Raw genomic sequence first — 22278 nt, 5'->3', positions numbered from 1 at the left:
CTCGGCGGCCGGTTGGCCCGTCGACACGGCCGGCCGGGACGCGGAGCCGGCCGATCAGGAGGACGGCGTCCTGTCCTCGTCGAGCAGGCCGGTCCAGTCGCGATCGACCGGGAGCAGGTCATGGGCGGCGAGCTGCCGGTCGATGCCGAGGAAGCGCAGCGCGTTGCCGCCGAGCAGCTTGTCGCGCTGCTCCCCGCTGAGGAAGTCGGCCTCGTGGACCACCCGTCCGACCGGCCGCTCCCCCAGCGGGTACGGGTAGTCGCTGCCCACCAGCACCCGGTCGGCGCCCATGGTGTCCACCAGCAGCCGCAGCGCGGCCGGGGCGAAGACCACCGAGTCGACGCTGAACCGGTCGGTGTAGGAGCTGGGCGGCGCGGTCGAGGCGCCGCGCACCAGGGCGCCACGGCGGTGCCAGGCGTTGTCGGCGCGGCCCAGCCAGAACGGGAAGCTGCCGCCGCCGTGCGCGAAGCAGATCCGCAGCGTCTCCGGCACCCGGTCGAAGACCCCGCCGAGGATGAGCGCCAGCACCGACAGGTGCGTCTCGGCGGGCATGCCGGTGAGCCAGCGGGCCATCCACCGGTCCAGCCGGGGCCCGCCCGGCATGTCCCACGGGTGCACGAAGACCGGCGCGCCCACCGCCGCGCAGTGGGCCAGGAACTGCACGATGCCGGCGTCGTCGAGGTCGCGGTCGCCGACGTGGTTGCCGATCTCCACGCCGACGTGCCCGGCCGCCAGGCAGCGGTCCAGTTCGGCGCAGGCCGCGTCCGGGTCCTGCAACGGCACCTGGCAGAACGGCACCAGCCGGTCCCCACCGGCGGCGGTGACCTCCAGGGTGAGGTCGTTGAAGATCCGGGCCACCTTGACCGCCTGGTCGGCGGGGCGGTCGTAGGAGAAGAAGACCGGCGTCGGGGAGACCACCTGCACGTCGACGCCGTCGGTGGCCATGTCGGCCAGCCGGGTCGGCGCGTCCCAGCACTCCGCGCCGACCGGGCGGAACTCGGTCTCGCCCACCATGATCATGGCGGCGCGCTCGGAGTCCACCCGCAACCAGGGCCAGCCGGACCCGCCGCACGCCGCGGCGAGGTCCGGCCACCCCCTGGGTACGACGTGCGTGTGCACGTCGACAACCGGTGGGCGCATCAGCCCTTGCCCGGGTGTAGCGTGCCGCACTTGTCGCAGGTGCGCGCGGACTCGTCGGCGTAGAACGCCTGGAAGACCGGGGGCAGGTCGGCGGCGATGTCGCGCACCTGCAGCTCCACCTCGTGCACCTGGTGCCCGCACTCCGGGCAGTACCACTGGAACTTCTCCAGCGTGCCCTCCTCGCGGACCCGCTCCACCACCACGCCGATCGAGCCGGGCTCGGGACGCTGCGGCGAGTGCGGGGTGTTGCGCGGCAGCATCCACATCTGACCCTCGCGCACGTGCACCGTACGCGGCCCGTCGGGCGTCATCAGGTTGATGTGCATGTTGCCCTTGACCTGGTAGAAGAACTCCTCGTACGGGTCGACGTGGAAGTCGGTGCGCTGGTTGGGCCCGCCCACCACCATCACGATGAAGTCGTCCCCGCCCGGGAACATCTCCTTGTTGCCCACCGGCGGCTTCAGCAGGTGCTGGTTCTCCGCGATCCAGCCCGGGAAGCTGAACGGCTCGGCGATCTCACTCACGACTGACCTCCTTGGGGAAGCAGGGCGACGGCCTGGATCTCGATCAGCAGGTGCGGGTGCGGCAACTGGTGCACGGCAACCGTCGTCCGGGTCGGCCCGGACGCGTCGAAGAACTCCGCCCACACCTCGTTGTAACCACCGAAGTCGTTCATGTTGACCAGATACGAGGTCACCTGGACGAGGTCGGACAGGTCCGCACCGACCGACCGCAGCAGATCACGGATGTTCTCAATGACCGCCCGGGTCTGCACCCGGATGTCGAGGTCCGTGGTGCCGAACTCGTCCACCGACACACCCGCGAAGGTGTTGTCCGGCCGCCGCGACGACGTACCCGAGACGAAGACGAACCCGCCCGCCACCTTGACATGCGGAAACGCCCCCCGCGGCACGGCCTTGCCGGCCACCACCCGGGCGGTCACGAGGAGGCCCGAAGCGAGGCGGTGCCGAGCTTCTCCACGACGGCACGCACCTGGGCACCGGGACGCAGCGGGACAGCCGCGGTGGCGGCGCCGGCGAGGAAGACCCACCCGGAGTGCATCCGCACCCCGTGCCGGCCGGCCAGCCGGATGCCCTCGTCCAGCGCCCGGCGCGGGTCGCCGAGGATCGCCGCCGTCGAGCCGACCTGCGCCACCCGCCCGTCGATTTCCAGCAGCACGCCCAGGTTGTCCAGCCCGTCGGGCACCGGCGACCACGGCCCGACCACGAACGCCGCCGCCGAGGTGTTGTCCGCGACCACGTCCGGCAGGGAGAAGCTGAAGTTCGCGTAGCGGGAGTCGATCAGCTCGATCGCCGGGGCGACCGCGCGGACCGCGTCGGCGAAGGCGCCGACCGGCTCGCCCGGGTCGGGGAGCCGGTCCAGCAGGAACGCGACCTCCGGCTCGACCCGTGGGTGGATGAAGTCGGCCACGTCGACCGTGCCGCCGTCGGGGACCCGCATCACGTCGGTGAGCCGGCCCCAGATCACCTCGTCCACACCCATCTGGGCCATCTTCGCCTTGCTGGTCAGCCCCATCTTGAGCCCGACCAGCCGCTCGCCCCGGTCGAGCCGGCGCTGCAGCAGCGCGGTCTGCACCGCGTACGCGGCGTCGACGTCCAGGCCGGTCTCGGCGGCCAACTGCGGGATAGCGGTGGCCGAGTCCGCCGCCACGCCCAGCCGCTCGGCGATCCCCGCGACGTCCACCCCGATCATGCGGCCTCCCCCTGCTCGTCGCGGCCGGTCAACTGCTCGCCGCGGCCGGTCAACTGCTCGTCGCGGCCGGCCAGGTCCAGCGCCACGTCCACGATCATGTCCTCCTGGCCGCCGACCATCCGCCGCCGGCCCAGCTCGACCAGGATCGAGCGGACGTCCACGCCGTACTTCGCCGAGGCGCGCTCGGCGTGCCGCAGGAAGCTGGAGTAGACCCCGGCGTACCCGAGGGAGAGCGTCTCCCGGTCGACCTGGACCGGGCGGTCCTGCAGCGGCCGGACGATGTCGTCGGCCGCGTCCATCAGCGCGAAGACGTCGCAGCCGTGCTTCCAGCCGTGCAGCTCGGCGACCGCGACGAAGACCTCCAGCGGGGCGTTGCCGGCCCCGGCGCCCATCCCGGCCAGCGACGCGTCCACCCGGACGGTACGGCCGTGCGGGGCGTCCGGGCCGGCCGGCCCGTCGCCGGCGATCCGGCCGTGCTCGACGGCGAGCACGCTGTTGGCCACCCCGAGCGACAGGTTGTGGTGGGCGTGGATGCCGATCTGCGTCTCCGGCCGGAGCACCTGCCGGTACGCGTCGACCCGCTGCGCCACGTCGGACATCAGCAGCCGGCCACCGGAGTCGGTGACGTAGACGCAGTGCGCCCCGTACGACTCCATCAGCCTGGCCTGGGCGGCCAGCCCGGCCGGGTCGTTCATGTGCGACATCATCAGGAACCCGGAGACGTCCATGCCGTTCTCCCGAGCCCAGGAGATGTGCTGGGCGGAGATGTCCGCCTCGGTGCAGTGGGTGGCGATCCGCACGCTGGTCACCCCGAGCGCCTTTGCCGCCTTCAGGTCGGCGATGGTGCCGATCCCGGGCAGCAGCAGGGTGGTCAGCTTCGCGGTGGTCATCACCTCGGCGGCGGCGGAGATCCAGTCGGCGTCGCTGGCCGCGCCGTGGCCGTAGTTGACGCTGGAGCCGGCCAGCCCGTCGCCGTGCGCCACCTCGATCGCGGCCACCCCGGCGGCGTCCAGCGCCGCGGCGATGGTGCGCACCTGGTCGACGGTGTAGCGGTGGGCGATGGCGTGCATGCCGTCGCGGAGCGTCACGTCCTGGATGTACAGGTCGGTCACGCCGGCACCTCCGTGCTGCTCGTGCGGCGGGCCACCAGTCGCTCCGCGGTGCGCAGCGCGGCGGAGGTCATGATGTCCAGGTTCCCGGCGTACGCCGGCAGGTAGTGCCCGGCCCCGGAGACCTCCAGGAAGACCGAGACCTGCCAGCCGGTCAGGTGCCGCCCGAGCGACGGCACGTAGGTGTCGACCCGGTCGAACTGCACGTCCTGCTTGAGCCGGTAGCCGGGGACGTACTCCTGGACCGTGGCCACCATGTCGGCCACCGAGGCGGCGATGGCGGCCCGGTCGGCGTCGGTGTCCGGGCAGAGGCAGTAGACGGTGTCGCGCATCAGCAGCGGCGGGTCGGCCGGGTTGAGCACGATGATCGCCTTGCCGCGCTCGGCGCCGCCGACCACCTCGATCGCCCGGGCGGTGGTCTCGGTGAACTCGTCGATGTTGGCCCGGGTGCCCGGGCCGGCCGACTTCGAGGCGATCGAGGCGACGATCTCCGCGTACGCCACCGGGGTGACCCGGCCGACGGCGGCGACGATCGGCACGGTGGCCTGCCCGCCGCAGGTGACCATGTTGACGTTGCTCTCGTGCAGGTGCTCGTCCAGGTTGACCGGGGGCACCACGTACGGGCCGATGGCCGCCGGGGTCAGGTCGACCACCGTCCGGCCGTGCGCCCGCAGCACCGCGTCGTTGTGCCGGTGCGCGCCCGCCGAGGTGGCGTCGAAGACCAGCTCCACGGCGGCGAACTCGGGCATGGCGACGAGCCCGTCCACGCCGCCAGCGGTGGTGGCCACGCCGAGCCGCCGGGCCCGGGCCAGGCCGTCGGACTCCGGGTCGATGCCGGCCATCGCCACCATCCGGAGGCTGTCGCTGAGCCGCAACACCTTGATCATCAGATCGGTGCCGATGTTGCCGGACCCGATCACCGCCACACCCGTGGTCATGCCCGGGCCTCCTTCGAAAAACAGGTCCGCACCGAACCGAGTCCGGAGATCCGGGCCTCGTACGCGGCGCCGGGGGTGACCGGCACCATCGGGCCGAGCGCCCCGGAGAGCACCACGTCGCCGGCGCGCAGCGGGTCCCCGGCCCGGGCCATCGTCCGCACCAGCCACTCCAGCGCGTGCAACGGATTGCCGAGGCAGGCCGCCCCGGCGCCCACCGAGACCGGCTCACCGGCGTGCTCCAGCACCATCCCGCACAGCCGCAGGTCCACGTCGGCCAGCCGGCGGGGCGTGGTGCCGAGCACGAACATCCCGCTGGAGGCGTTGTCGGCGACGGTGTCCACGATGGAGATGTCCCAGCCGGCGATCCGCGAGTCGACGATCTCGATGGCCGGGAGCACGTGGTCGACCGCCCGGAGCAGGTCCACCGTGGTGACCCGCTCGTCGGTCAGGTCCGCGCCGAGCACGAAGGCGATCTCCGCCTCCACCCGGGGCTGGAGCAGGCGCTCGATCGGCACCTCGACGCCGTCGCCGACCGCCATCGCGTCGGTCAGCACCCCGAAGTCCGGCTGGAAGACGCCGAAGCTCTCCTGCACCGCCCGGGAGGTCAGCCCGATCTTCGCGCCCACCCGGCGCTCGCCCCGGCCCTGCCACGCCCGCGCCTGCAACTGCTGCACCCGGTACGCCGACTCGACGTCGCCCTCCGGCAGCAGCCGCCCGCGCAGCGGTGGGCAGGGCTTCCCGCTGGTGCGGGCCTCGGCCAGCTCCCGGTTCGCCGCTTCGATGTCAGCTCTCACGCCGGCTCCTCGCCCGCTCACGACAGGTCCACGCAGACATTGGTCAGTTCCGAGTAGAAGTCCAGCGAGTGCACGCCACCCTCCCGGCCGATGCCGGAGGCCTTCACGCCGCCGAACGGGGTGCGCAGGTCGCGCAGGAACCAGGTGTTCACCCAGACGATGCCGGCGTCCAGCCGGGCGCCGGCCCGGTGCGCCCGGCCGACGTCCCGGGTCCAGACCGTCGCCGCCAGGCCGTACTCGGTGCCGTTGGCCAGCGCGTACGCCTCGTCCTCGTCGTCGAACGGAGCCACGTGCACGACCGGGCCGAAGATCTCCTCGGTGTTGGTCCGCGCCCGCGGGCCGAGCCCGGTCAGCACCGTCGGCTGCACGTACGCCCCACCGTCGCGGCCGTCGCCGAAGCGCGGCACACCGCCCCCGGTGAGCACCTCGGCGCCCTCGGTCCGGGCCAGCGCGTAGTGGCCGAGCACCTTGTCCCGGTGGCCGTGCGAGATCAGCGGCATGTTCGCGGTGGCCTCGTCGGCCGGCCACCCGTACGCCAGCTCCCCGGCCCGCTTGGCCAGCCGGGCGGTGAACTCCTCGAAGACCGGGCGCTGCACGTAGATCCGCTCGGTACAGAGGCAGACCTGCCCGCCGTTGGTGAAGCTGGAGCGCACCGAGCCGGCCACCGCCGCGTCCAGGTCGGCGTCGGCGAAGACCAGCCCGGCGTTCTTGCCGCCCAGCTCGAACGAGACGGCCTTCACCCCGTCCGCGGCGGCCCGCATGATGGCGCCGCCGGTGGCCGACTCGCCGGTGAAGGTGATCGCGTCGACCCCCGGGTGCCGGGTGAGGAACTCACCGGCCGAGTCCGGGCCGAAGCCGTGCACCAGGTTGAACACCCCGTCCGGCACGCCGGCGGCGGCCATCACCTCGGCCAGCAGCGTCGCCGAGGCGGGCGTCTCCTCGCTGGGCTTGACCACCACGGCGTTGCCGCAGGCCAGCGCCGGGGCCACCTTCCAGGTGAGCAGCAGCAGCGGCAGGTTCCACGGCACGATCACGGCGACCACGCCGACCGGCTTGCGGACGGCGTAGTTCAGCGCCCGGCCACCGGCCGGGGTGACCGTGGTGAACGACTCGGTCGGCGCGGTCGCCACGATCTCGGCGAAGGCCCGGAAGTTCGCCGCGCCGCGCGGGATGTCCAGGGTGCGGGCCTGCGAGATGGCCTTGCCGGTGTCGGCGACCTCGGCGGTGACCAGGTCGTCGAAGCGGCGTTCCAGCTCGTCGGCGACCCGGCGCAGCACCTCGGCGCGCTCCCGCTCCCCCATCCGGCCCCACGGCCCGCGCAGCGCCGCCCGGGCGGCGGCCACCGCGTCGTCCACCGTGGACCTCGACGCCTCGACCACCTCGAAGACCGGCTCGCCGGTCACCGGGCTGCGCTTGGTGAAGCGCGGCCCCGCGTCGACGAACTCGCCGCCGACGAAGTGGCGCAGCAACCCCGGCCCGTCCGGCGCGCTCCCGGCCATCAGCCGCGCGTCCCAGAGCGTCATCCGCGCCTCCCCCGGCCGATCGCCGCACCCACCGCGCCGACCAGCAACGCCAGCCCGCCCGCGGCCACCGCCCCCACCACCGCGTACTGGCGGCGCACCCGGCGGCGCACCTGCGCGTACGGGGTGGTGGAGAAGGAGACCAGTTCGTACTGCGAAACGTACCGGCCGGGCAGCGCCCGTTCCAGGGCATGCTCGACCCGCTTGCGGGTCTGGAACACCGGCGAGGCGACCTTGTCCCGCATCTCCACGAAGTTGGCCAGCGCCATCCGGGCGATCGCCTCGGCGTTGTCTTGCCGGCGCCTCTCATAGAGCGGCAGCGCGGCGGACCAGTCGTCGTCGCACTCGTCCAGGCAGCGGTCCAGTTCGACGACGTCCTCCATGGCGCAGTTGGCGCCCTGGCCGTAGAACGGCACGATGGCGTGCGCCGCGTCGCCGAGCAGCGCCACCTTCCCGTCGACCTGCCAGGGCGCGCAGCGGACCGTGCCCAGCACCCCGACCGGGTTGTGCTGGTAGTCGTCGACCAGGTTGGGCGCGAGCGGGATCAGGTCCGGGTAGTGGGTGGCGAAGTGCCGCTCGATCGCCGCCGGGCTGCCCAGCGAGGCGAAACTGGCGGTGCCGTGGGTGGGCCAGAAGAGCGTGCAGGTGAACGAGCGGTCCGGGTTGGGCAGCGCGATCATCATGGAGGTGCCGCGCGGCCAGATGTGCAGCGCCGACGGATCGAGGGCGAAGTCCCCGCCGAGCGGCGGGATGGTGAGTTCCTTGTAGCCGTAGTCGAGGAAGTCCAGGCTCTCGGTCAGCACCCCGTACCCGAGCAGTTGCCCGCGCACGGCGGAGCCGGCGCCGTCGGCGCCGAGGACGACCGACGCGGTGGCGGCGACCTTGCCCTGCGGGGTCTCGAAGGTCATCTCGCCGCTGGTCGGGTCGAGGCCGACCAGCCGGTGGTCGAAGGCGAGCCGCACCCCGGGCAGCGCGGCGGCGGCGTTGAGCAGGGCGTTGTTCAGCGCGCCCCGGCTGATCGAGTTGATCGCCCGGTCCCCGGAGCCGCTGTACGACTGGAACTGCGGCTCACCGGCGACCGGGTGGATCATCCGCCCGCGCATCGGCAGGGCGTCCGCCATCACCTGCTCGGCCAGGCCGATGCGGCGCAGCGCGTCCAGGCCGCGCTCGGAGAGCGCCAGGTTGATCGACCGGCCGCGCTCGACCCGCCCGGTCCTCGGGTCCGGCCGCCGCTCGTAGAGGGCCACCGGGTAGCCGCGTCGGGCCAGGTAGCAGGCGAGCAAACAGCCGGCCAGGCCGGCCCCGACCACCGCGATCTCGTCGCGTTCCGCTCTCATCAGTGCCTGCCTTTCGTTCGCGACTGCGGGGCTCGCAAACCCGGCTCACTCCTCGCGCTCACCCGTGCACCTCGGAAACGGTCGCCGCCAGCGCGTCGGCGACCCGCCAGCAGTCGTGGTACGTGGAGTAGAGCGGCACCGGGGCGAACCGGACGATGTCCGGCTCCCGGGCGTCGGCGACCACGCCGTGCTCGTGCCGCAGCCGCTTGGTCAGCTCGGCCGCGCTGCCGGCGCCGATGCGCACCGAGAGCTGGCAGCCCCGCCGGGCGGGATCGCGCGGGGTGACCACGGTCAGCGGCCGGCCGGGGGTCACCTCGTCGAGCAGCCGTTCCAGGTAGCCGGTGAGCCGGACGCTGCGCTCCCGCAGGGCCGGCATGCCGACGCTGTCGAAGAGCTCCAGCGAGGTACGCACCGGGCCCATCGCGAAGATCGGCGGGTTGGAGATCTGCCAGGCCTCCACGGTGGCCGGCGGCCGGGAGACCGGCGTCATCTCGAACCGGGTGGTCGCCTCGGTGCTCCACCAGCCCTCGAAGCGGGGCAGCCGGGGATCGCCGAGGTGCCGCTCGTGGACGAAGACCCCGCCCAGCGCGCCGGGCCCGGAGTTGAGGTACTTGTAGGAGCACCAGGCGGCGAAGTCGACGTCCCAGTCGTGCAGCGCCAGCGGCACGTTGCCGGCGGCGTGGGCCAGGTCCCAGCCGACGATGGCGCCGGCCGCCCGGCCGGCGGCGGTGATCGCCGGGATGTCCATCAGCTCGCCGGTGAGGTAGTTGACCCCGCCGAGCAGCACCAGCGCCACCCGCTCGCCCTCGGCGGCCAGGTAGTCGGTCACGTCCTCGGTGCGCAGGGTGTCCTCGCCGGCGCGCGGCGTCAGCCGGACCACGGTGTCGTCCGGGTCCAGGCCGTGGAAGCGGGCCTGGCTGCGCACCGCGTAGCTGTCCGAGGGGAAGGCGCTGTCCTCGATGACGATCCGGGTCCGCTCCCCGGCGGGCCGGTAGAAGCTCACCATCAGCAGGTGCAGGTTGACGGTGAGGGAGTTCATCACCACGGTCTCCGCGGGCCGGGCGCCGACCAGTCGCGCGGCGGGCGCCGTCAACAGCTCGTGGTACGGCAGCCACGGCCGCTCCGCCTCCAGGTGCCCCTCGACACCGAGCCGGCTCCAGGCGTCCAGGTCGGCGAGGAGTTCCGCGCGGGTCGCCCGGGGTTGCAGCCCGAGGGAGTTGCCGGCCAGGTAGGCGGTCTCCGGGTAGCGTCCGCCGTCGGCGGGCGGCACGTGGAAGAGGTGCCGGTGCCCGGGGTCGGCGGCGTCGAGGCGGTGCGCCTCCCGCTCCGAGGTGGTCATGTCCCGCTCCCCGCTCACATCGCCGTCCGGGCCGACCACAGCTCCGGGAAGACCACCCGGGCCATGCTGCGTTGCAGCCAGGCCAGTCCGGCCGAGCCGCCGCTGCCGACCTTCGCGCCCATGGTGCGCTGCACGGCCTTGACGTGGTTCCACCGCCAGTCGCCGAACTGCTCGGCCACCTCGGTCAGCGCCTCGCCGAGCAGGCGGAGGTGGTTCTGCGGCCCGCCGTCGTCGTAGATCTCGACCCAGGCCGCCTCGACCGACGGGTGCGGCAGGTGCTCGACGGTGACGTCCCGCGCCAGCAGGTCGGCGGGGAGGTCGTGGCCGTGCCGGGCGAGCAGGGCGATCACGTCGTCCCAGAGGCTCGGCACGTCGAGCGCCGCGCGCAGCTCGTCGTAGACCTGCTCCTGACGGCGGAACGGCCGGATCAGCGCCGGGTCGCGCAGGCCGAGCAGGAACTCCAGGTGCCGGTACATGGCGGACTGGAAGCCGGAGCCCTCGCCGAGCAGGTTGCGGAACCGGTTGAAGTCCGCCGGGGTCATCCAGCGCAGCCCGCGCCAGGCGGCGTTGAGCCCCTCCAGGTGCAGCGCGGCCCGGCGCAGCGGCGCCAGCGCCTCCCACACCCGGTCGGCGCGCAGGTCCTGCTGGGCCTGGCGCAGCTCGTGGCAGGTCAACCCGAAGTACAGCTCCATGATCTGGCTGACCATCAGGAAGGACATCTCACCGGGGTCCGTGCTGAGCGGCTGCTGCAGGGTGTGCAGCGTGCTGGCCTGCACGTACGCGTCGTACGGCACCCGGTCGGCGAACTCCAGCGTGGGTTCGCCGCCGTTGCGGGCCGCCCGCGCGGTGCGCTGCTGCGGCGTGACCGGGCGCACCACGGCGGTCCGGGTGGGCGCCCGCAGATCCGTCTGATCCACCTTGTCGTCTCCTCCGTGAGCCGGGTGACGACATGATGCCCTGGTCACAACGGCATACGGAATGCCGATTCGACGGCGATCCGGGGTTTCACCTTCGGCGCGGAAGGCTCTTCTGCCGTTGGACCTGCGGAAGGTAAGGTCCACGCGTGGATGAGATGGACTGGGCCCTGCTGCGTGAGCTGCAGACCGACGCGCGGCTGTCGTACAGCGAGCTGTCCCGGCGGGTGCACCTGTCTCCGCCGGCGGTGGCCGAGCGGGTCCGCCGGCTGGAGGAGTCCGGCGTGATCACCGGCTACCACGCCCACGTGGACCTGACCCGGGCCGGTCGCGGCGTGGTCGCGATGATCCGGATGTCCTGCTACGGCTCGCGCTGCATCCTGCACGACCCGGACGTCGCCGGCTGGCCGGAGATCCGGGAGATCCACCGGATCACCGGGGACGCGTGCAGCATGCTCAAGGTCGCGGCCGGCTCGATCACCGAGTTCGAGGCGGTCATCGACCGGCTCGCCCCGTACGGCCAGCCGTCCAGCACGATGGTGCTCTCCACCCCGCTGGACTGGCACCCGGTCACCCCGCTGCCGAACCCGCCGGCCGGGGCGCCGGGCACCCGCCGCCGCTGACCGGGCGGGTTTGCCCCACGGCGAGCGGGAATGCAGGCCCGGACACCCGTCGCAGGATTCCGGCGCACCTGGCCGGGAGGGGAGAATCATGCGGGGGCTCAGCGCGTACCATCGTGCCTTTTCCGTCGTCCTGGCGATGTTCGCCCTGGTCGCGGCGTTCGTCCTGGTAACGGCCACACCGGCCCGCGCCGGGGAGAACACCTTCGTCGAGGTCACGCCGAACACCGCGCAGGCCGGCACCCGGGTCAGCATCCGGGCCAGTTGCGACAACGCCAACAACCAGCAGGCCACCGTGCAGTCGGACGCCTTCGGCCGGGTGGTGCTGCGGCCGGACAACGGCTTCCTGACCGGGGCGGTGACCATCCCGGGCAACAAGCAGCCGGGCGACTATCCGGTCGACCTGCGGTGCGCCAACGGCAACACCGCGTCGACCACCCTGACCGTGCTGAACATGGCCCAGCCGACCAAGGGCCCGGCGACCGGGGCCGGCGGCACCGCCGGCGACCGGGGCGCGGGTTCGCTGCTCCTGGTCGGCGGCCTGGCCGTGGTGACCGTGGTGGCCGGGCTCGGAATGTTCGGCGGGAGCCGCCGGCGGGCCGGGACGAGCTCCTGACCCCACGTCGCCATGACCCGCACACGCAGACGCACCCCGCGGTCGGGTCGGGACCGGGTCCGCGCCGCGGCCCGGCTGGCGGCCCGTGCGGCCGGCCGCTTCCGCCGGGTGGCCGGCCAGGCCATCACCGCCAGCGTGACCACGACCGACCCGGTCGCCCACGCCCGTCCGGTACGGCCGGCGGCGCGGCCGGCCCGGTACGGCGGCTACCGGAGCCGGGGACCGGGCGTCGCGTTCATGGTGATCGCCACCCTGATGGCGCTGATCGTCGCGATGCTCGGCGTCGAACAGGTGACCGGCCTCAGCGTCCTGCCGGACCGGTTCATCGCCGGCCTGCGCCCGCCGCCGAAGAAGTTCCCGGTGCTACCGGGCAGCCCACCGACCCTGATCTCGATCTCCCGGATCGACGTGCAGGCCCCGGTGCACCACGTCGGGATCGCCCCGGACGGCAGCATCGGGGTGCCCGACGCCGCCCGCGCCCAGGAGGCCGGCTGGTACGACCAGGGCCCCACCCCCGGCCAGTACGGCCCGGCGGTGATCGTCGGGCACGTCGACACCACCACCGGCCCGGCGGTCTTCCACGGGCTGCGGGACCTGCGCGACGGCGACACGGTCGAGGTGACCCGGGAGGACCGGAAGGTGGCGGTCTTCGAGGTGAACCAGGTGCAGCGCTACGGCAAGGAGGACCTGCCGGTGGACGAGGTGTTCGGCGACTTCAGCCGCCCGAACCTGCGCCTGATCACCTGCGGCGGCCGGTGGGTGGGCGGCGACACCGGCTACGCCGACAACGTGGTGGTGTACGCCTCGCTGGTGAAGGCGCGCGACCGGTGACCCGGCGGCGCCGGCGCTCAGGCGGCCTCGGGCTCGCGCAGGTCGAGCCAGTCCGCCCAACGCGGGTCGGGCGCCCGGTGACCCAGCACCCGCCAAGCGGTGCCCTTGGGGGCGGCGGGCAGGGAGTGCAGCCGCCAGCCCAGCTCGGCCGGGGTCTTGTCGCCCTTGGTGTGGTTGCACCGGGCGCAGGCGGCGACCACGTTCTCCCAGGCGTGCCGGCCACCCCGGCTGCGCGGGAAGACGTGGTCGATGGTCTCCGCGGGCCCCCGGCAGTAGGCGCAGCGCCAGCCGTCCCGGGCGAAGATCGCCCGCCGGGACAGCCCGACGTGGGTGCGGTACGGCACCCGGACGAAGCGGGTCAGCCGGACCACGGAGGGCACCGGGAGGGCGTCGCGGGCGCTGTGCAGGACGCCGTCGCCGTCGGCGACGCAGACCGCCTTGGCGGAGAGCACGAGGATGGCGGCGCGACGCACCGACACGACACACAGCGGCTCGTAGGTGGCGTTGAGAACCAGCGCGCCGGAGCCCACCGTGGGTCGTATGTCAGGCATCGTGCTCACCCTCCCGGTCCAGCTGCCCACCACTGGCCACGCCGGCCGCGCCCCGCGCAGCGGGGAACCACGACCGACGCCGGCGGGATCACCGACGTCCGTTGCGCCCATCGTCCCTGATAAGACCCGCGATTGCACGTACTAATCCGGGCTCCCTCGTGAAGCTTTTTCGGCGCGTGTGAAGATGTCCGGTTCGCGGGCCGCCGTCCGGCGGGCGGGGTCGCCCGACGGTGGGTCGGCGACGGGCCGCCGACGGTGTTGCGGTACGAAGACAGGGTGAGTGCCAGCAGCCCGACCTTCCCCGTAGCCGCCCCGACCCCCGACCCGTCACCCTCGGCCGACTGCCTCCAGGACACCTGGTGCAAGGGCGTGTTCGAGGTGACCGACTCGGTCTGGTTCGCCGAGGGCAGCTACTGGATCCTGCTCAAGCCGCTGCGGGTCGCGCTGATCCTGCTGCTGGCGTTCGCCGCCCGCTGGGCGTTGCACCGGACGATCAACCGACTGGTCCGGACCACCACCGTCGGCGCGGTGCCGACCATGCTCCGGCCGCTGCGCGAGCGCATCCCGTCGGCCGCGCTCGATCCCACCGAGTTCATCCCCGAGCGGCGCCGCCAGCGCGCCGAGGCGATCGGCTCGGTGCTGCGCAGCCTGGTCACCGCGTTCGTCTTCGGCATCGCGCTGCTGATGGTGCTCAAGGAGTTCAGCTTCGACCTGGCTCCGCTGCTGGCCAGCGCGGGCATCGCCGGCGTCGCGCTGGGCTTCGGCGCGCAGAGCCTGGTGAAGGACCTGATCGCGGGTCTGTTCATGCTCATCGAGGACCAGTACGGCGTCGGCGACACGGTGGACCTGGGTGAGGCGACCGGCGTGGTGGAGTCGGTGGGGTTGCGGGTGACCACCGTCCGCGACGGTCGCGGGGTGCTCTGGTACATCCGCAACGGCGAGATCGTCCGAGTGGGCAACAAGAGCCAGGGCTGGGCCCTGGTGGTGGTGGACCTGCCGATCGGCTTCGCCGGCACCGAGGAGGCGAGCGCCGTGCTGCGTACGGCGGCGGCCTCGATCGCGGTGGACCCGGAGCTGGCCCCGGAGATCGTCGAGGCGCCCGAGGTGCTGGGCGTCGAGCAGATGACCGTGGACGGCGCGGTGATCCGGACGGTGGTCAAGACGACCGCGGACGGGCAGTTCGCGGTGGGCCGGGAGCTGCGCCGCCGGCTGGCCGAGGCGCTGGAGAACTCCGGCATCACCGCGAAGATCGCGGCCGCCCGGCTCTACCCGGGGCTGCCGCAGACCGGCGGGGTCGGCCCGGCCGGGGCGCCCGGGACGGTGGGCACCCCGGGTACCGGTCAGGGTGGGGCCACCTGACCTGCCACGCAGGACGGAATCGGGGAGTCCGAAATCTGGGGGTCGCGGACCGTGCGGCCCCTCGGGTATCGTCCGTTCGTTCAGTCGGAGATGCGACGACCAATCCGTTCGCCCTAGCCAGTTGTCAGACGATCGGGCAGAATCCGGTGCACGCGCTCCCGCCGGAGCGTGATCATGTCCTCGCTGATCCGTAGATCTGACGACGGGGTCCCCGTCAGGCCGTCACGAGTGGCCGTTTCGCGGGGCACGATGGAGGCGACGGTGTCCGACGAGCGACCCTCTCCGGACGGGCCGGCCACATTCCGGGAGGTGTTCGGCCAGTCCGAGTACCGGGCGATCTTCGTCGCCACCGTGTTCTCCTGGGTGGGCGACTACGTGGCCAAGGCCGCGGTCACCGTGCTGGTCTACCGGCAGAGCGAGTCGATCGCCCTCTCCGCCGCCGCGTTCGCGGTCAGCTACCTGCCCTGGCTGGTCGGCGGTCCGCTGCTCGCGGCGCTCGCCGAGCGCTACCGCTACCGGCAGGTCATGGTCGTCTGCGACCTGATCCGGATGGCGCTGATGGCGCTGATCGCCCTGCCGGGCGTGCCGGTGTGGGTGATCCTGACCCTGCTCTTCGCCACCACGCTCGCCAACCCGCCCAGCCAGGCCGCCCGGTCCGCGCTCATGCCGGCCATCCTCACCGGGGACCGGCTGGTCCTCGGCCTGTCGCTGAACGCCAGCTCGGCCCAGGCGGCCCAGGTGGTCGGATACCTCCTCGGTGCCGCGTTGGCCGCGGTGAACCCGACCGTCGCGCTGCTGATCAACGCAGCCACCTTCGCCGGGTCCGCCGCGCTGACCCGCTTCGGCGTCCGCGACCGGGAACCGGCGATGACCGCCGCGCACCGCAGCCACCTGTTGCGCGAGACGGGGCAGGGCTTCCAGATCGTCTTCGGCACCCCGGTGCTGCGGGCCATCGCCGTGCTGGTCTTCAGCGCCATGCTCTTCTCGATCGTCCCCGAGGGGCTGGCCGCCGCCTGGGCCGGCGAGCGCTCCGGTGACGGGCTGGACAGCGGCGTCGCGCAGGCCGTCATCATGGCCGCCAACCCGGTCGGGTTCATCCTGGGCGGGCTGGTGGTGGGGCGGGCGGTCGCGCCGGCCCGCCGGCTCGCCCTGATGCGGCCGCTGGCGGTGATCGCCCCGCTGGTCCTGGTGCCCACGCTCCTCGACCCGCCACCGGTGGTGGTGGCCCTGCTCGCGGCCGCCTGCGGCTTCGCCGCCGCCGGCCTGCTGCCGACCGCCAACGGGCTCTTCGTCCGCGCCCTGCCCAACGGCTACCGGGCCCGCGCCTTCGGCGTGATGGCCACCGGCATGCAGGTGATCCAGGGCGCCTCGGTGCTGGTCACCGGGCTGCTCGCCGACCGCTTCTCCATCCCGCTGGTGGTCGGCCTGTGGAGCGCCGCCGGCGTGGTGCTGATGCTGGTGACGGCCCTGCGTTGGCCGGACGGCGAGACCATCGACGCGGCCGTCGCGGCGGCCGACCGGGCCAACCGGGACGACGCCGCGGCCCGGGACAGCGCGCACGGACCCGGTGGCCGGCCGCGCGCCGGCCGGGCGACGGACGGCCGCTCCGGGGGCCGGCGCAGCCACGCTGTGACGTGATCGGCAGCCCGCCCGGCCGGTACGCGACGGCCGGTGCGCCGGGGCACCTGGCAGGATGGAACGGTGAATTCCGCAGCTGAGTCCGACCGGCCCGGTGCGCCGACGACCCTCTTCGAAGCGGTCGGCGGCGAGCCCACCTTCCGCAAGCTGGTCGACGAGTTCTACGTCGGCGTCGCCACCGACCCGCTGCTGCGCCCGATGTACCCGGAGGAGGACCTCGGGCCGGCCGCCGACCGGCTGACGCTGTTCCTCATGCAGTACTGGGGTGGCCCCAACACCTACTCCGCCCAGCGGGGGCACCCGCGGCTGCGGATGCGGCACGCGCCGTTCCGGATCGGTGCGGCCGAGCGGGACGCCTGGCTGCACCACATGCGGCGGGCGGTCGACCGGCTGGACCTGCCGCCGGAGGTCGCCAAGGCGCTCTGGGACTACCTGGAGCGCGCCGCGTACTTCATGGTCAACGTGATGGAGGAGCCGGCCGGGGACGCCTGACGGCCCGGCGGTCGCGACCGGCCGGGCCGGCCCCGCCCGTCGGGCTCAGAGCAGGGCGCCCTCGTCGTGCAGCCAGTCCACGAAGGTGGTCGCCACGGCCGCCCCGCAGTCGAGCATCTCGACCAGGAGCGCGTCGTGGGTACCCGCGCCCAGCGGCACCTGCAGCTCGGCGTAGATCGGCAACTGGCCCCGCTCGGTGGGGTCGCCGATGTACGCCTTGCAGAACCGGCGGGTGTGGTTCCACTCGTTGACCACCCGGTAGGCCCGGTCCGCCCAGTCCGGCGGGACCGTCGCGTGTGGACGGGCCCGCATCACCAGGATCTCGTCCTCGGGGCCCTCCAGGGTGACCAGCACCGCGTGCCGCTCCCACATGGCCAGCAGGTTCCCGTCGCCGTCGGCCAGGTACCGAACGTCGAGCAGGTCGAGGGCCTCACAGACCCGGCGCAGGGTGACCGGCTCCACACTGACCGGCATGTCGGCGATCACCGGCCGGTCGGCGGCCTTGCAGTCGTCCCCCGGCTGCCGGGGGGACGGTGGTCCGACCCGGACGGTGCTGTCCACTGTGATCCCGGTTCGAGTTTCCGGGTCGCCGCCGCCAGCGGCGGGACCAGGGCGCCATGACCACCACGGCATCGCTCGCGCACCTCACTCCCCAGCGGATCCGGACGCCTACGGTGCGTTGGATCCGAGGATGGACGGTACCCGGACAGCCGGGTTGAAGCACCCCCCCAACGACAGCCCCAGGCCAGAAGAATGACCATGGGTCATCCGTTCGGATGATCCTTCACCGGCCGGATCGCCAACTCCGAGACCTTGCGCGACCATGCCGCTCCGTACGGTCCCACCAGGCCGATCCAGCGGCCCGCGACGCGCACCTGGACCTCGCCCGGGGCGTCGGCGGGCCCGAGGAACCCCATCCGGACCACGCCCTGGACCAGGCGCTGGGTGACTTCGACCGGCTCGCCCGGCGGGTCGTCCGGGGTGACCACCACCGCCACGTGGTCGAGCAGCGCGTCGCGCAGCACCCGCTGACCCACCGCCCGGCCGCCCACGCCCTCGGTGGCCGCGGTCCGCAGGGTGCCCGCCGCCGCCTCGGCGATCCGCCGCAGCTCCCCGGCGGGCAACGCCTCCACCCGGCGGCTCGCCGCCGGCGGCAGCGGCCAGCGCCATTGGTCGTCGCGTCGGCTCGGCAGCGCCCCGCCGGCGGACTCCAGCTCGGCCAGCAGGTCGGCGGCGGCGACCGTGACGTCACCCGGGCCGGCGCCGGCCACCGTGCGGACCACCAGCACGTCCCAGGGCAACCGGGCCCAGAGCGCCGTACGCCCGGCCCCGCCGACCGGGCGGAGCCGGACCACGGCGGCCGGGTCGAAGCGGACCAGCCGGGCCAGGAAGGCCCCCGCGTCGGCGACCCCCTCCAGCCCGTGCCCCGGCGTCACGACGCGCGCGCCACTCACGCCGCCCCGCCCGAGGGCGCGTACGCCAGCAGGAAGGCCCGCTCGTCCTCGGTGATCCGGCGGGGCCGCTTGGCCACCAGGTCGAACGGCACCAGCACCGACCGGGCGGTGCTGGCCAGCACGTCGCCGTCGTACAGCTCGTAGGCGACGGTGAACCGGGAGGCCCGGATCTCCTCCACCCAGAGTTCGATCCGGACGGTCGGGGCGGCCTCCGCGGTGGCCCGGCCCAGCGCGTAGTCGACCGGGCGCAGGTAGTCGACCTCGTGCCGGCGGATGACCACTCCGTCGACGAACGAGCCCACCCCCCACGCCCGGCCGCCGGCGAACATCAACGCCACCCGCGCCTCCTCGTAGAGGGTGAGGAAGCGCGAGTTGTTGACGTGCCCGTACGCGTCCAGGTCGGACCAGCGCAGCGTGCAGTCGTAGACGAAGCGGTCCGCCATGCTCAGTCGCGGGTGAGCTTGCGGTAGGTCACCCGGTGCGGGCGGGCCGCCTCGGCGCCGAGCCGGTCGACCTTGTTCTTCTCGTAGGCATCGAAGTTGCCCTCGAACCAGAACCACTTGGAGGGGTTCTCGTCGTCGCCCTCCCAGGCCAGGATGTGCGTGGCGACCCGGTCCAGGAACATCCGGTCGTGGGAGATGACCACGGCACAGCCGGGGAACTCCAGCAGCGCGTTCTCCAGGCTGGAGAGGGTCTCCACGTCCAGGTCGTTGGTCGGCTCGTCGAGCAGGATGACGTTGCCGCCGATCTTCAGGGTCAGCGCCAGGTTGAGCCGGTTGCGCTCGCCGCCGGAGAGCACCTTGGTGGGCTTCTGCTGGTCCGGCCCCTTGAAGCCGAACGCGGCGATGTACGCCCGCGACGGCATCTCGACCTTGCCCACCATGAGGTGGTCCAGCCCGTCGGAGACGACCTCCCAGACGGTCTTGTCGCCGTCGAGGCCCTGCCGGGCCTGGTCGACGTAGGACAGCGAGACGGTGGGGCCGACCCGGACCTCGCCACCGGTCGGCTGCTCCAGCCCGACGATGGTCTTGAACAGCGTGGTCTTGCCGACGCCGTTCGGGCCGATGATGCCGACGATGCCGTTGCGCGGTAGCGAGAACGACAGGTTGTCGATCAGCAGCCGTTCGCCGAAGCCCTTGCTGAGGCTGTTGGCCTCGATGACGGTGCTGCCCAGGCGCGGGCCCGGCGGGATCTGGATCTCCTCGAAGTCCAGCTTCCGGGTCTTCTCCGCCTCGGCGGCCATCTCGTCGTACCGGTCCAGTCGGGCCTTGGACTTGGTCTGCCGCGCCTTGGCGTTGGAGCGGACCCACTCCAGCTCATCGGAGAGGCGCTTCTTCATCTTGGCGTCGCGGCGGCCCTCGACGGCCAGCCGGGCGGCCTTCTTCTCCAGGTAGGTGGAGTAGTTGCCCTCGTACGGGTAGGCCCGGCCCCGGTCCAGCTCCAGGATCCAGTTGGCCACGTTGTCCAGGAAGTACCGGTCGTGGGTGATGGCGATGACGGTGCCGGCGTACTTGGCCAGGTGCTGCTCCAGCCACTGCACGCTCTCCGCGTCCAGGTGGTTGGTGGGCTCGTCGAGCAGCAGCAGGTCGGGGGCCTCCAGCAGCAGCTTGCACAGCGCGACCCGGCGGCGCTCACCACCGGAGAGCTGGGTGACGTCGGCGTCCGGCGGCGGGCAGCGCAGCGCGTCCATGGCCAGTTCGAGCTTGGAGTCGATGTCCCAGGCGTCGGCGTGGTCCAGCTCCTCCTGGAGCTTGCCCATCTCCTCCATCAGCTCGTCGGAGTAGTCCGTGGCCATCTGCTCGGCGATGGAGTTGAACCGCTCCAGCTTGGCCTTGGTCTCGGCCACCGCCTCCTCGACGTTGCCGAGGACGGTCTTGCTGTCGTTGAGCGGGGGCTCCTGGGCGAGCATGCCGACGGTGTAGCCGGGCATCAGCCGGGCCTCGCCGTTGCTCGGCCGGTCCCAGCCTGCCATGATCTTGAGGAGGCTGGACTTACCGGCGCCGTTCGGGCCGACCACACCGATCTTGGCCCCCGGCAGGAAGTTCAGCGTCACGTTGTCGAGCACGACCTTGTCGCCGTGCGCCTTGCGCGCCTTTTCCAGGACGTAGATGAACTGGGCCACGGTGCGGGCTACCTCCGTCGGTTGCTGTCGCCGATTGGCGGGCACGGCACGGGCTGCGTCCGCCGCCCGCCGCCGCCGGCCGGGAGCCGGCCGCGCGCACGCCGTCGTCAATCCTGACAGGTACGGCGCGCCGCGCCCACATCACCCCGCCCGAGCAGTACGCCGCGGCTCGCTTTCCCGGGCTTCCGGCGAGCCGGAGGACCGCCCGATCGCCGACCTCCGCCCGAGGCTGTCACCATGATCACGGGTACGGTTCAGCGACCGTGGGACGGGTAGGTGACTCCGGCACGGGGCGCCAGACGCCGCAGCTAGGCTCAGACTCTCATCGCGGTGGACCCGTCAGTACCCGGAGGTGGCCGATCGTGACCGTCCGTAGCTCCTTTGTCGTTGTGGCGAACCGATTGCCGGTCGACGAGGTGAGCACACCCGAGGGACGGCAGTGGCGACGCAGCCCGGGCGGGCTGGTGACCGCCCTGCACCCCGTCCTCGCCGAGCACCAGGGCACCTGGGTCGGCTGGGCCGGCGGAACCGGCGCCGCTCCGGAGCCGTTCGACCTGGAGGGCATCCGCCTGCACCCGGTGCCGCTGAGCGCCGAGGAACTGGAGCGCTACTACGAGGGCCAGTCCAACGCCACCATCTGGCCGCTCTACCACGACGCGGTCGAGACCCCGGCGTACAAGCGCCGGTGGCGCGAGGCGTACCGCCTGGTCAACGCCCGGTTCGCGGAGGCGGCGGCGGACGTGGCGGCCGAGGGCGCCACGGTCTGGATCCAGGACTACCAGCTCCAACTGGTCCCGGCGATGCTGCGCGAGCTGCGGCCGGACCTGAAGATCGGCTTCTTCCTGCACATCCCGTTCCCGCCGATCGAGCTGTTCATGCAGATGCCGTTCCGCACCGAGATCCTGCGCGGGCTGCTCGGCGCGGACCTGGTCGGGTTCCAGCAGCGACTGGCCGCGCAGAACTTCGTCCGGCTGGCCCGGCACCTGCTCGGCCTGCGCTACGAGGGCCAGATGATCCAGGTGGACGGCCGGCAGGTGAAGGCCGGCGCCTTCCCCATCTCGATCGACACCCAGGAGATGGAGCGGATGGCCGCCGACCCGGCGATCCAGGCCCGGGCCAAGCAGATCCGCGAGGAGCTGGGCAACCCGAAGACGATCATCCTGGGCGTCGACCGGCTCGACTACACCAAGGGCATCGAACTTCGGCTGAAAGCCTTCCGCGAACTCCTCGCTGACGGAAAGCTGACAGTGCCGGACGCGGTTATGGTGCAGGTCGCGACGCCCAGCCGCGAGCGGGTGGAGCACTACCAGGCACTTCGCGTCAAGGTGGAGCGCGAGGTTGGTCGGATTAATGGCGAATTCGGACGGGTGGGTGTGCCGGCGGTGCATTATCTGCATCAGTCGTACAGTCGCTCCGAACTGGCCGCGATGTACGTCGCGGCCGACGTGATGATGGTGACCCCCCTGCGAGACGGAATGAATCTGGTGGCCAAGGAGTACGTGGCATCGCGCGCCGACCAGGGCGGCGCGCTCGTGCTCAGCGAGTTCGCCGGCGCGGCCACGGAGCTGCGCCAGGCATTCCTGTGCAACCCGCACGACCCGGACGCGGTCAAGGACGCCCTGCTGCGGGCCGTACACGTGGAGAAGCCGGAGGCCCGTCGACGCATGCGGATCATGCAACGTCATCTGCGCACCCACGACGTGGGGCACTGGGCGAAATCGTTCCTCACCGAGCTCGGCACGTCCGGGGTGGAGGCCGCGTGAACGTCCCCACCGACATCGTGACCCCGCC

At 72.7% G+C, this 22278-nt stretch carries 23 protein-coding genes; 7 read left to right on the top strand and 16 right to left on the bottom strand.

Annotated elements, in window-relative coordinates:
• Positions 1-54 precede the first annotated feature (54 nt).
• Genes FHX75_RS23050 through FHX75_RS23000 form a run of 11 tightly spaced genes read right to left on the bottom strand, consistent with a single transcriptional unit; the run spans position 55 to position 10807 of the window.
• Entirely contained in the window at positions 55-1140 is a 1086-nt protein-coding gene (locus tag FHX75_RS23050; RefSeq protein WP_246158479.1) for an amidohydrolase family protein, read from the bottom strand.
• Complete coding sequence (locus tag FHX75_RS23045) at positions 1140-1664, bottom strand: 3-hydroxyanthranilate 3,4-dioxygenase (RefSeq protein ID WP_154942415.1); 525 nt, start codon at positions 1662-1664, stop codon at positions 1140-1142. The genes FHX75_RS23050 and FHX75_RS23045 overlap by 1 nt, the downstream gene beginning before the upstream one ends.
• Positions 1661-2083, bottom strand: coding sequence for a RidA family protein (locus FHX75_RS23040; protein ID WP_154942414.1), 423 nt, complete (start codon positions 2081-2083; stop codon positions 1661-1663). The genes FHX75_RS23045 and FHX75_RS23040 overlap by 4 nt, the downstream gene beginning before the upstream one ends.
• Positions 2080-2853, bottom strand: coding sequence for a 2-keto-4-pentenoate hydratase (locus tag FHX75_RS23035; protein WP_154942413.1), 774 nt, complete (start codon positions 2851-2853; stop codon positions 2080-2082). Before FHX75_RS23035 ends, FHX75_RS23040 begins: the two co-directional genes overlap by 4 nt.
• The gene (dmpG, locus tag FHX75_RS23030; RefSeq protein WP_154942412.1) at positions 2850-3965 is read right to left on the bottom strand and encodes a 4-hydroxy-2-oxovalerate aldolase; all 1116 of its coding nucleotides are present in this window, start codon (positions 3963-3965) and stop codon (positions 2850-2852) included. The genes FHX75_RS23035 and dmpG overlap by 4 nt, the downstream gene beginning before the upstream one ends.
• Positions 3962-4900 (bottom strand): acetaldehyde dehydrogenase (acetylating), encoded by a 939-nt coding sequence (locus FHX75_RS23025; protein ID WP_154942411.1) that lies wholly within the window; start codon positions 4898-4900, stop codon positions 3962-3964. Before FHX75_RS23025 ends, dmpG begins: the two co-directional genes overlap by 4 nt.
• Entirely contained in the window at positions 4897-5694 is a 798-nt protein-coding gene (locus FHX75_RS23020) for a 2-keto-4-pentenoate hydratase (RefSeq protein ID WP_154942410.1), read from the bottom strand. The genes FHX75_RS23025 and FHX75_RS23020 overlap by 4 nt, the downstream gene beginning before the upstream one ends.
• 17 nt (positions 5695-5711) lie before the next feature.
• Positions 5712-7193 carry a 2-hydroxymuconic semialdehyde dehydrogenase gene (locus FHX75_RS23015; RefSeq protein WP_154942732.1) on the bottom strand — a complete coding sequence of 494 codons (1482 nt, stop codon included), beginning with the start codon at positions 7191-7193 and terminating at the stop codon, positions 5712-5714.
• 20 nt (positions 7194-7213) lie between these two features.
• Complete coding sequence (locus FHX75_RS23010) at positions 7214-8551, bottom strand: FAD-dependent oxidoreductase (RefSeq protein ID WP_154942409.1); 1338 nt, start codon at positions 8549-8551, stop codon at positions 7214-7216.
• 58 nt (positions 8552-8609) lie between these two features.
• Positions 8610-9890: a kynureninase gene (kynU, locus tag FHX75_RS23005; RefSeq protein WP_154942408.1), complete on the bottom strand. Its 1281-nt coding sequence runs from the start codon at positions 9888-9890 to the stop codon at positions 8610-8612.
• Positions 9891-9904: 14 nt separating this feature from the next.
• Entirely contained in the window at positions 9905-10807 is a 903-nt protein-coding gene (locus FHX75_RS23000; protein WP_154942407.1) for a tryptophan 2,3-dioxygenase, read from the bottom strand.
• A gap of 146 nt (positions 10808-10953) precedes the next feature.
• On the opposite strand from FHX75_RS23000, the gene FHX75_RS22995 reads away from it, so the two are divergent.
• The 3 genes from FHX75_RS22995 (at position 10954) to FHX75_RS22985 (ending at position 12871) form a co-directional block, all read left to right on the top strand.
• Entirely contained in the window at positions 10954-11427 is a 474-nt protein-coding gene (locus FHX75_RS22995) for an Lrp/AsnC family transcriptional regulator (protein ID WP_154942406.1), read from the top strand.
• Between the two features lie 88 nt (positions 11428-11515).
• Positions 11516-12040 (top strand): hypothetical protein, encoded by a 525-nt coding sequence (locus tag FHX75_RS22990; protein WP_425463523.1) that lies wholly within the window; start codon positions 11516-11518, stop codon positions 12038-12040.
• A 12-nt stretch (positions 12041-12052) separates the two neighbouring features.
• A complete protein-coding gene (locus FHX75_RS22985) occupies positions 12053-12871 on the top strand; it encodes a class F sortase (RefSeq protein WP_154942405.1) in 819 nt (272 codons plus the stop codon).
• A 17-nt stretch (positions 12872-12888) separates the two neighbouring features.
• On the opposite strand, the gene FHX75_RS22980 is transcribed toward FHX75_RS22985, so the two are convergent.
• Complete coding sequence (locus tag FHX75_RS22980; protein ID WP_154942404.1) at positions 12889-13422, bottom strand: HNH endonuclease; 534 nt, start codon at positions 13420-13422, stop codon at positions 12889-12891.
• A gap of 276 nt (positions 13423-13698) precedes the next feature.
• On the opposite strand from FHX75_RS22980, the gene FHX75_RS22975 reads away from it, so the two are divergent.
• From FHX75_RS22975 to FHX75_RS22965, 3 genes are all read left to right on the top strand, one after another.
• The gene (locus FHX75_RS22975; RefSeq protein ID WP_154942403.1) at positions 13699-14781 is read left to right on the top strand and encodes a mechanosensitive ion channel family protein; all 1083 of its coding nucleotides are present in this window, start codon (positions 13699-13701) and stop codon (positions 14779-14781) included.
• A gap of 249 nt (positions 14782-15030) precedes the next feature.
• Complete coding sequence (locus FHX75_RS22970; RefSeq protein WP_154942730.1) at positions 15031-16419, top strand: MFS transporter; 1389 nt, start codon at positions 15031-15033, stop codon at positions 16417-16419.
• Positions 16420-16482: 63 nt separating this feature from the next.
• Entirely contained in the window at positions 16483-16911 is a 429-nt protein-coding gene (locus FHX75_RS22965; RefSeq protein WP_179801427.1) for a globin, read from the top strand.
• A gap of 45 nt (positions 16912-16956) precedes the next feature.
• Here FHX75_RS22965 and FHX75_RS22960 read toward each other — a convergent pair whose 3' ends face one another.
• From FHX75_RS22960 to ettA, 4 genes are all read right to left on the bottom strand, one after another.
• A complete protein-coding gene (locus FHX75_RS22960) occupies positions 16957-17544 on the bottom strand; it encodes a type III secretion system chaperone family protein (RefSeq protein WP_154942401.1) in 588 nt (195 codons plus the stop codon).
• Between the two features lie 131 nt (positions 17545-17675).
• Positions 17676-18365 carry a DUF8185 domain-containing protein gene (locus tag FHX75_RS22955; protein WP_170285439.1) on the bottom strand — a complete coding sequence of 230 codons (690 nt, stop codon included), beginning with the start codon at positions 18363-18365 and terminating at the stop codon, positions 17676-17678.
• Entirely contained in the window at positions 18362-18808 is a 447-nt protein-coding gene (locus FHX75_RS22950) for an acyl-CoA thioesterase (RefSeq protein ID WP_154942400.1), read from the bottom strand. Before FHX75_RS22950 ends, FHX75_RS22955 begins: the two co-directional genes overlap by 4 nt.
• Before the next feature lie 2 nt (positions 18809-18810).
• On the bottom strand, positions 18811-20487 hold the full coding sequence (gene ettA, locus FHX75_RS22945; RefSeq protein WP_154942399.1) for an energy-dependent translational throttle protein EttA: 1677 nt from the start codon (positions 20485-20487) through the stop codon (positions 18811-18813).
• Between the two features lie 362 nt (positions 20488-20849).
• Between ettA and FHX75_RS22940 the strand changes: the two genes are divergently transcribed.
• The gene (locus tag FHX75_RS22940; protein ID WP_154942398.1) at positions 20850-22250 is read left to right on the top strand and encodes an alpha,alpha-trehalose-phosphate synthase (UDP-forming); all 1401 of its coding nucleotides are present in this window, start codon (positions 20850-20852) and stop codon (positions 22248-22250) included.
• Positions 22251-22278: the final 28 nt, after the last annotated feature.

The organism is Micromonospora palomenae, from assembly GCF_007829925.1.
Lineage (GTDB): Bacteria > Actinomycetota > Actinomycetes > Mycobacteriales > Micromonosporaceae > Micromonospora > Micromonospora purpureochromogenes.
The sequence above is the reverse complement of the archived record's forward strand: the minus strand, read 5'-3'. Positions and strand labels throughout refer to the sequence as shown.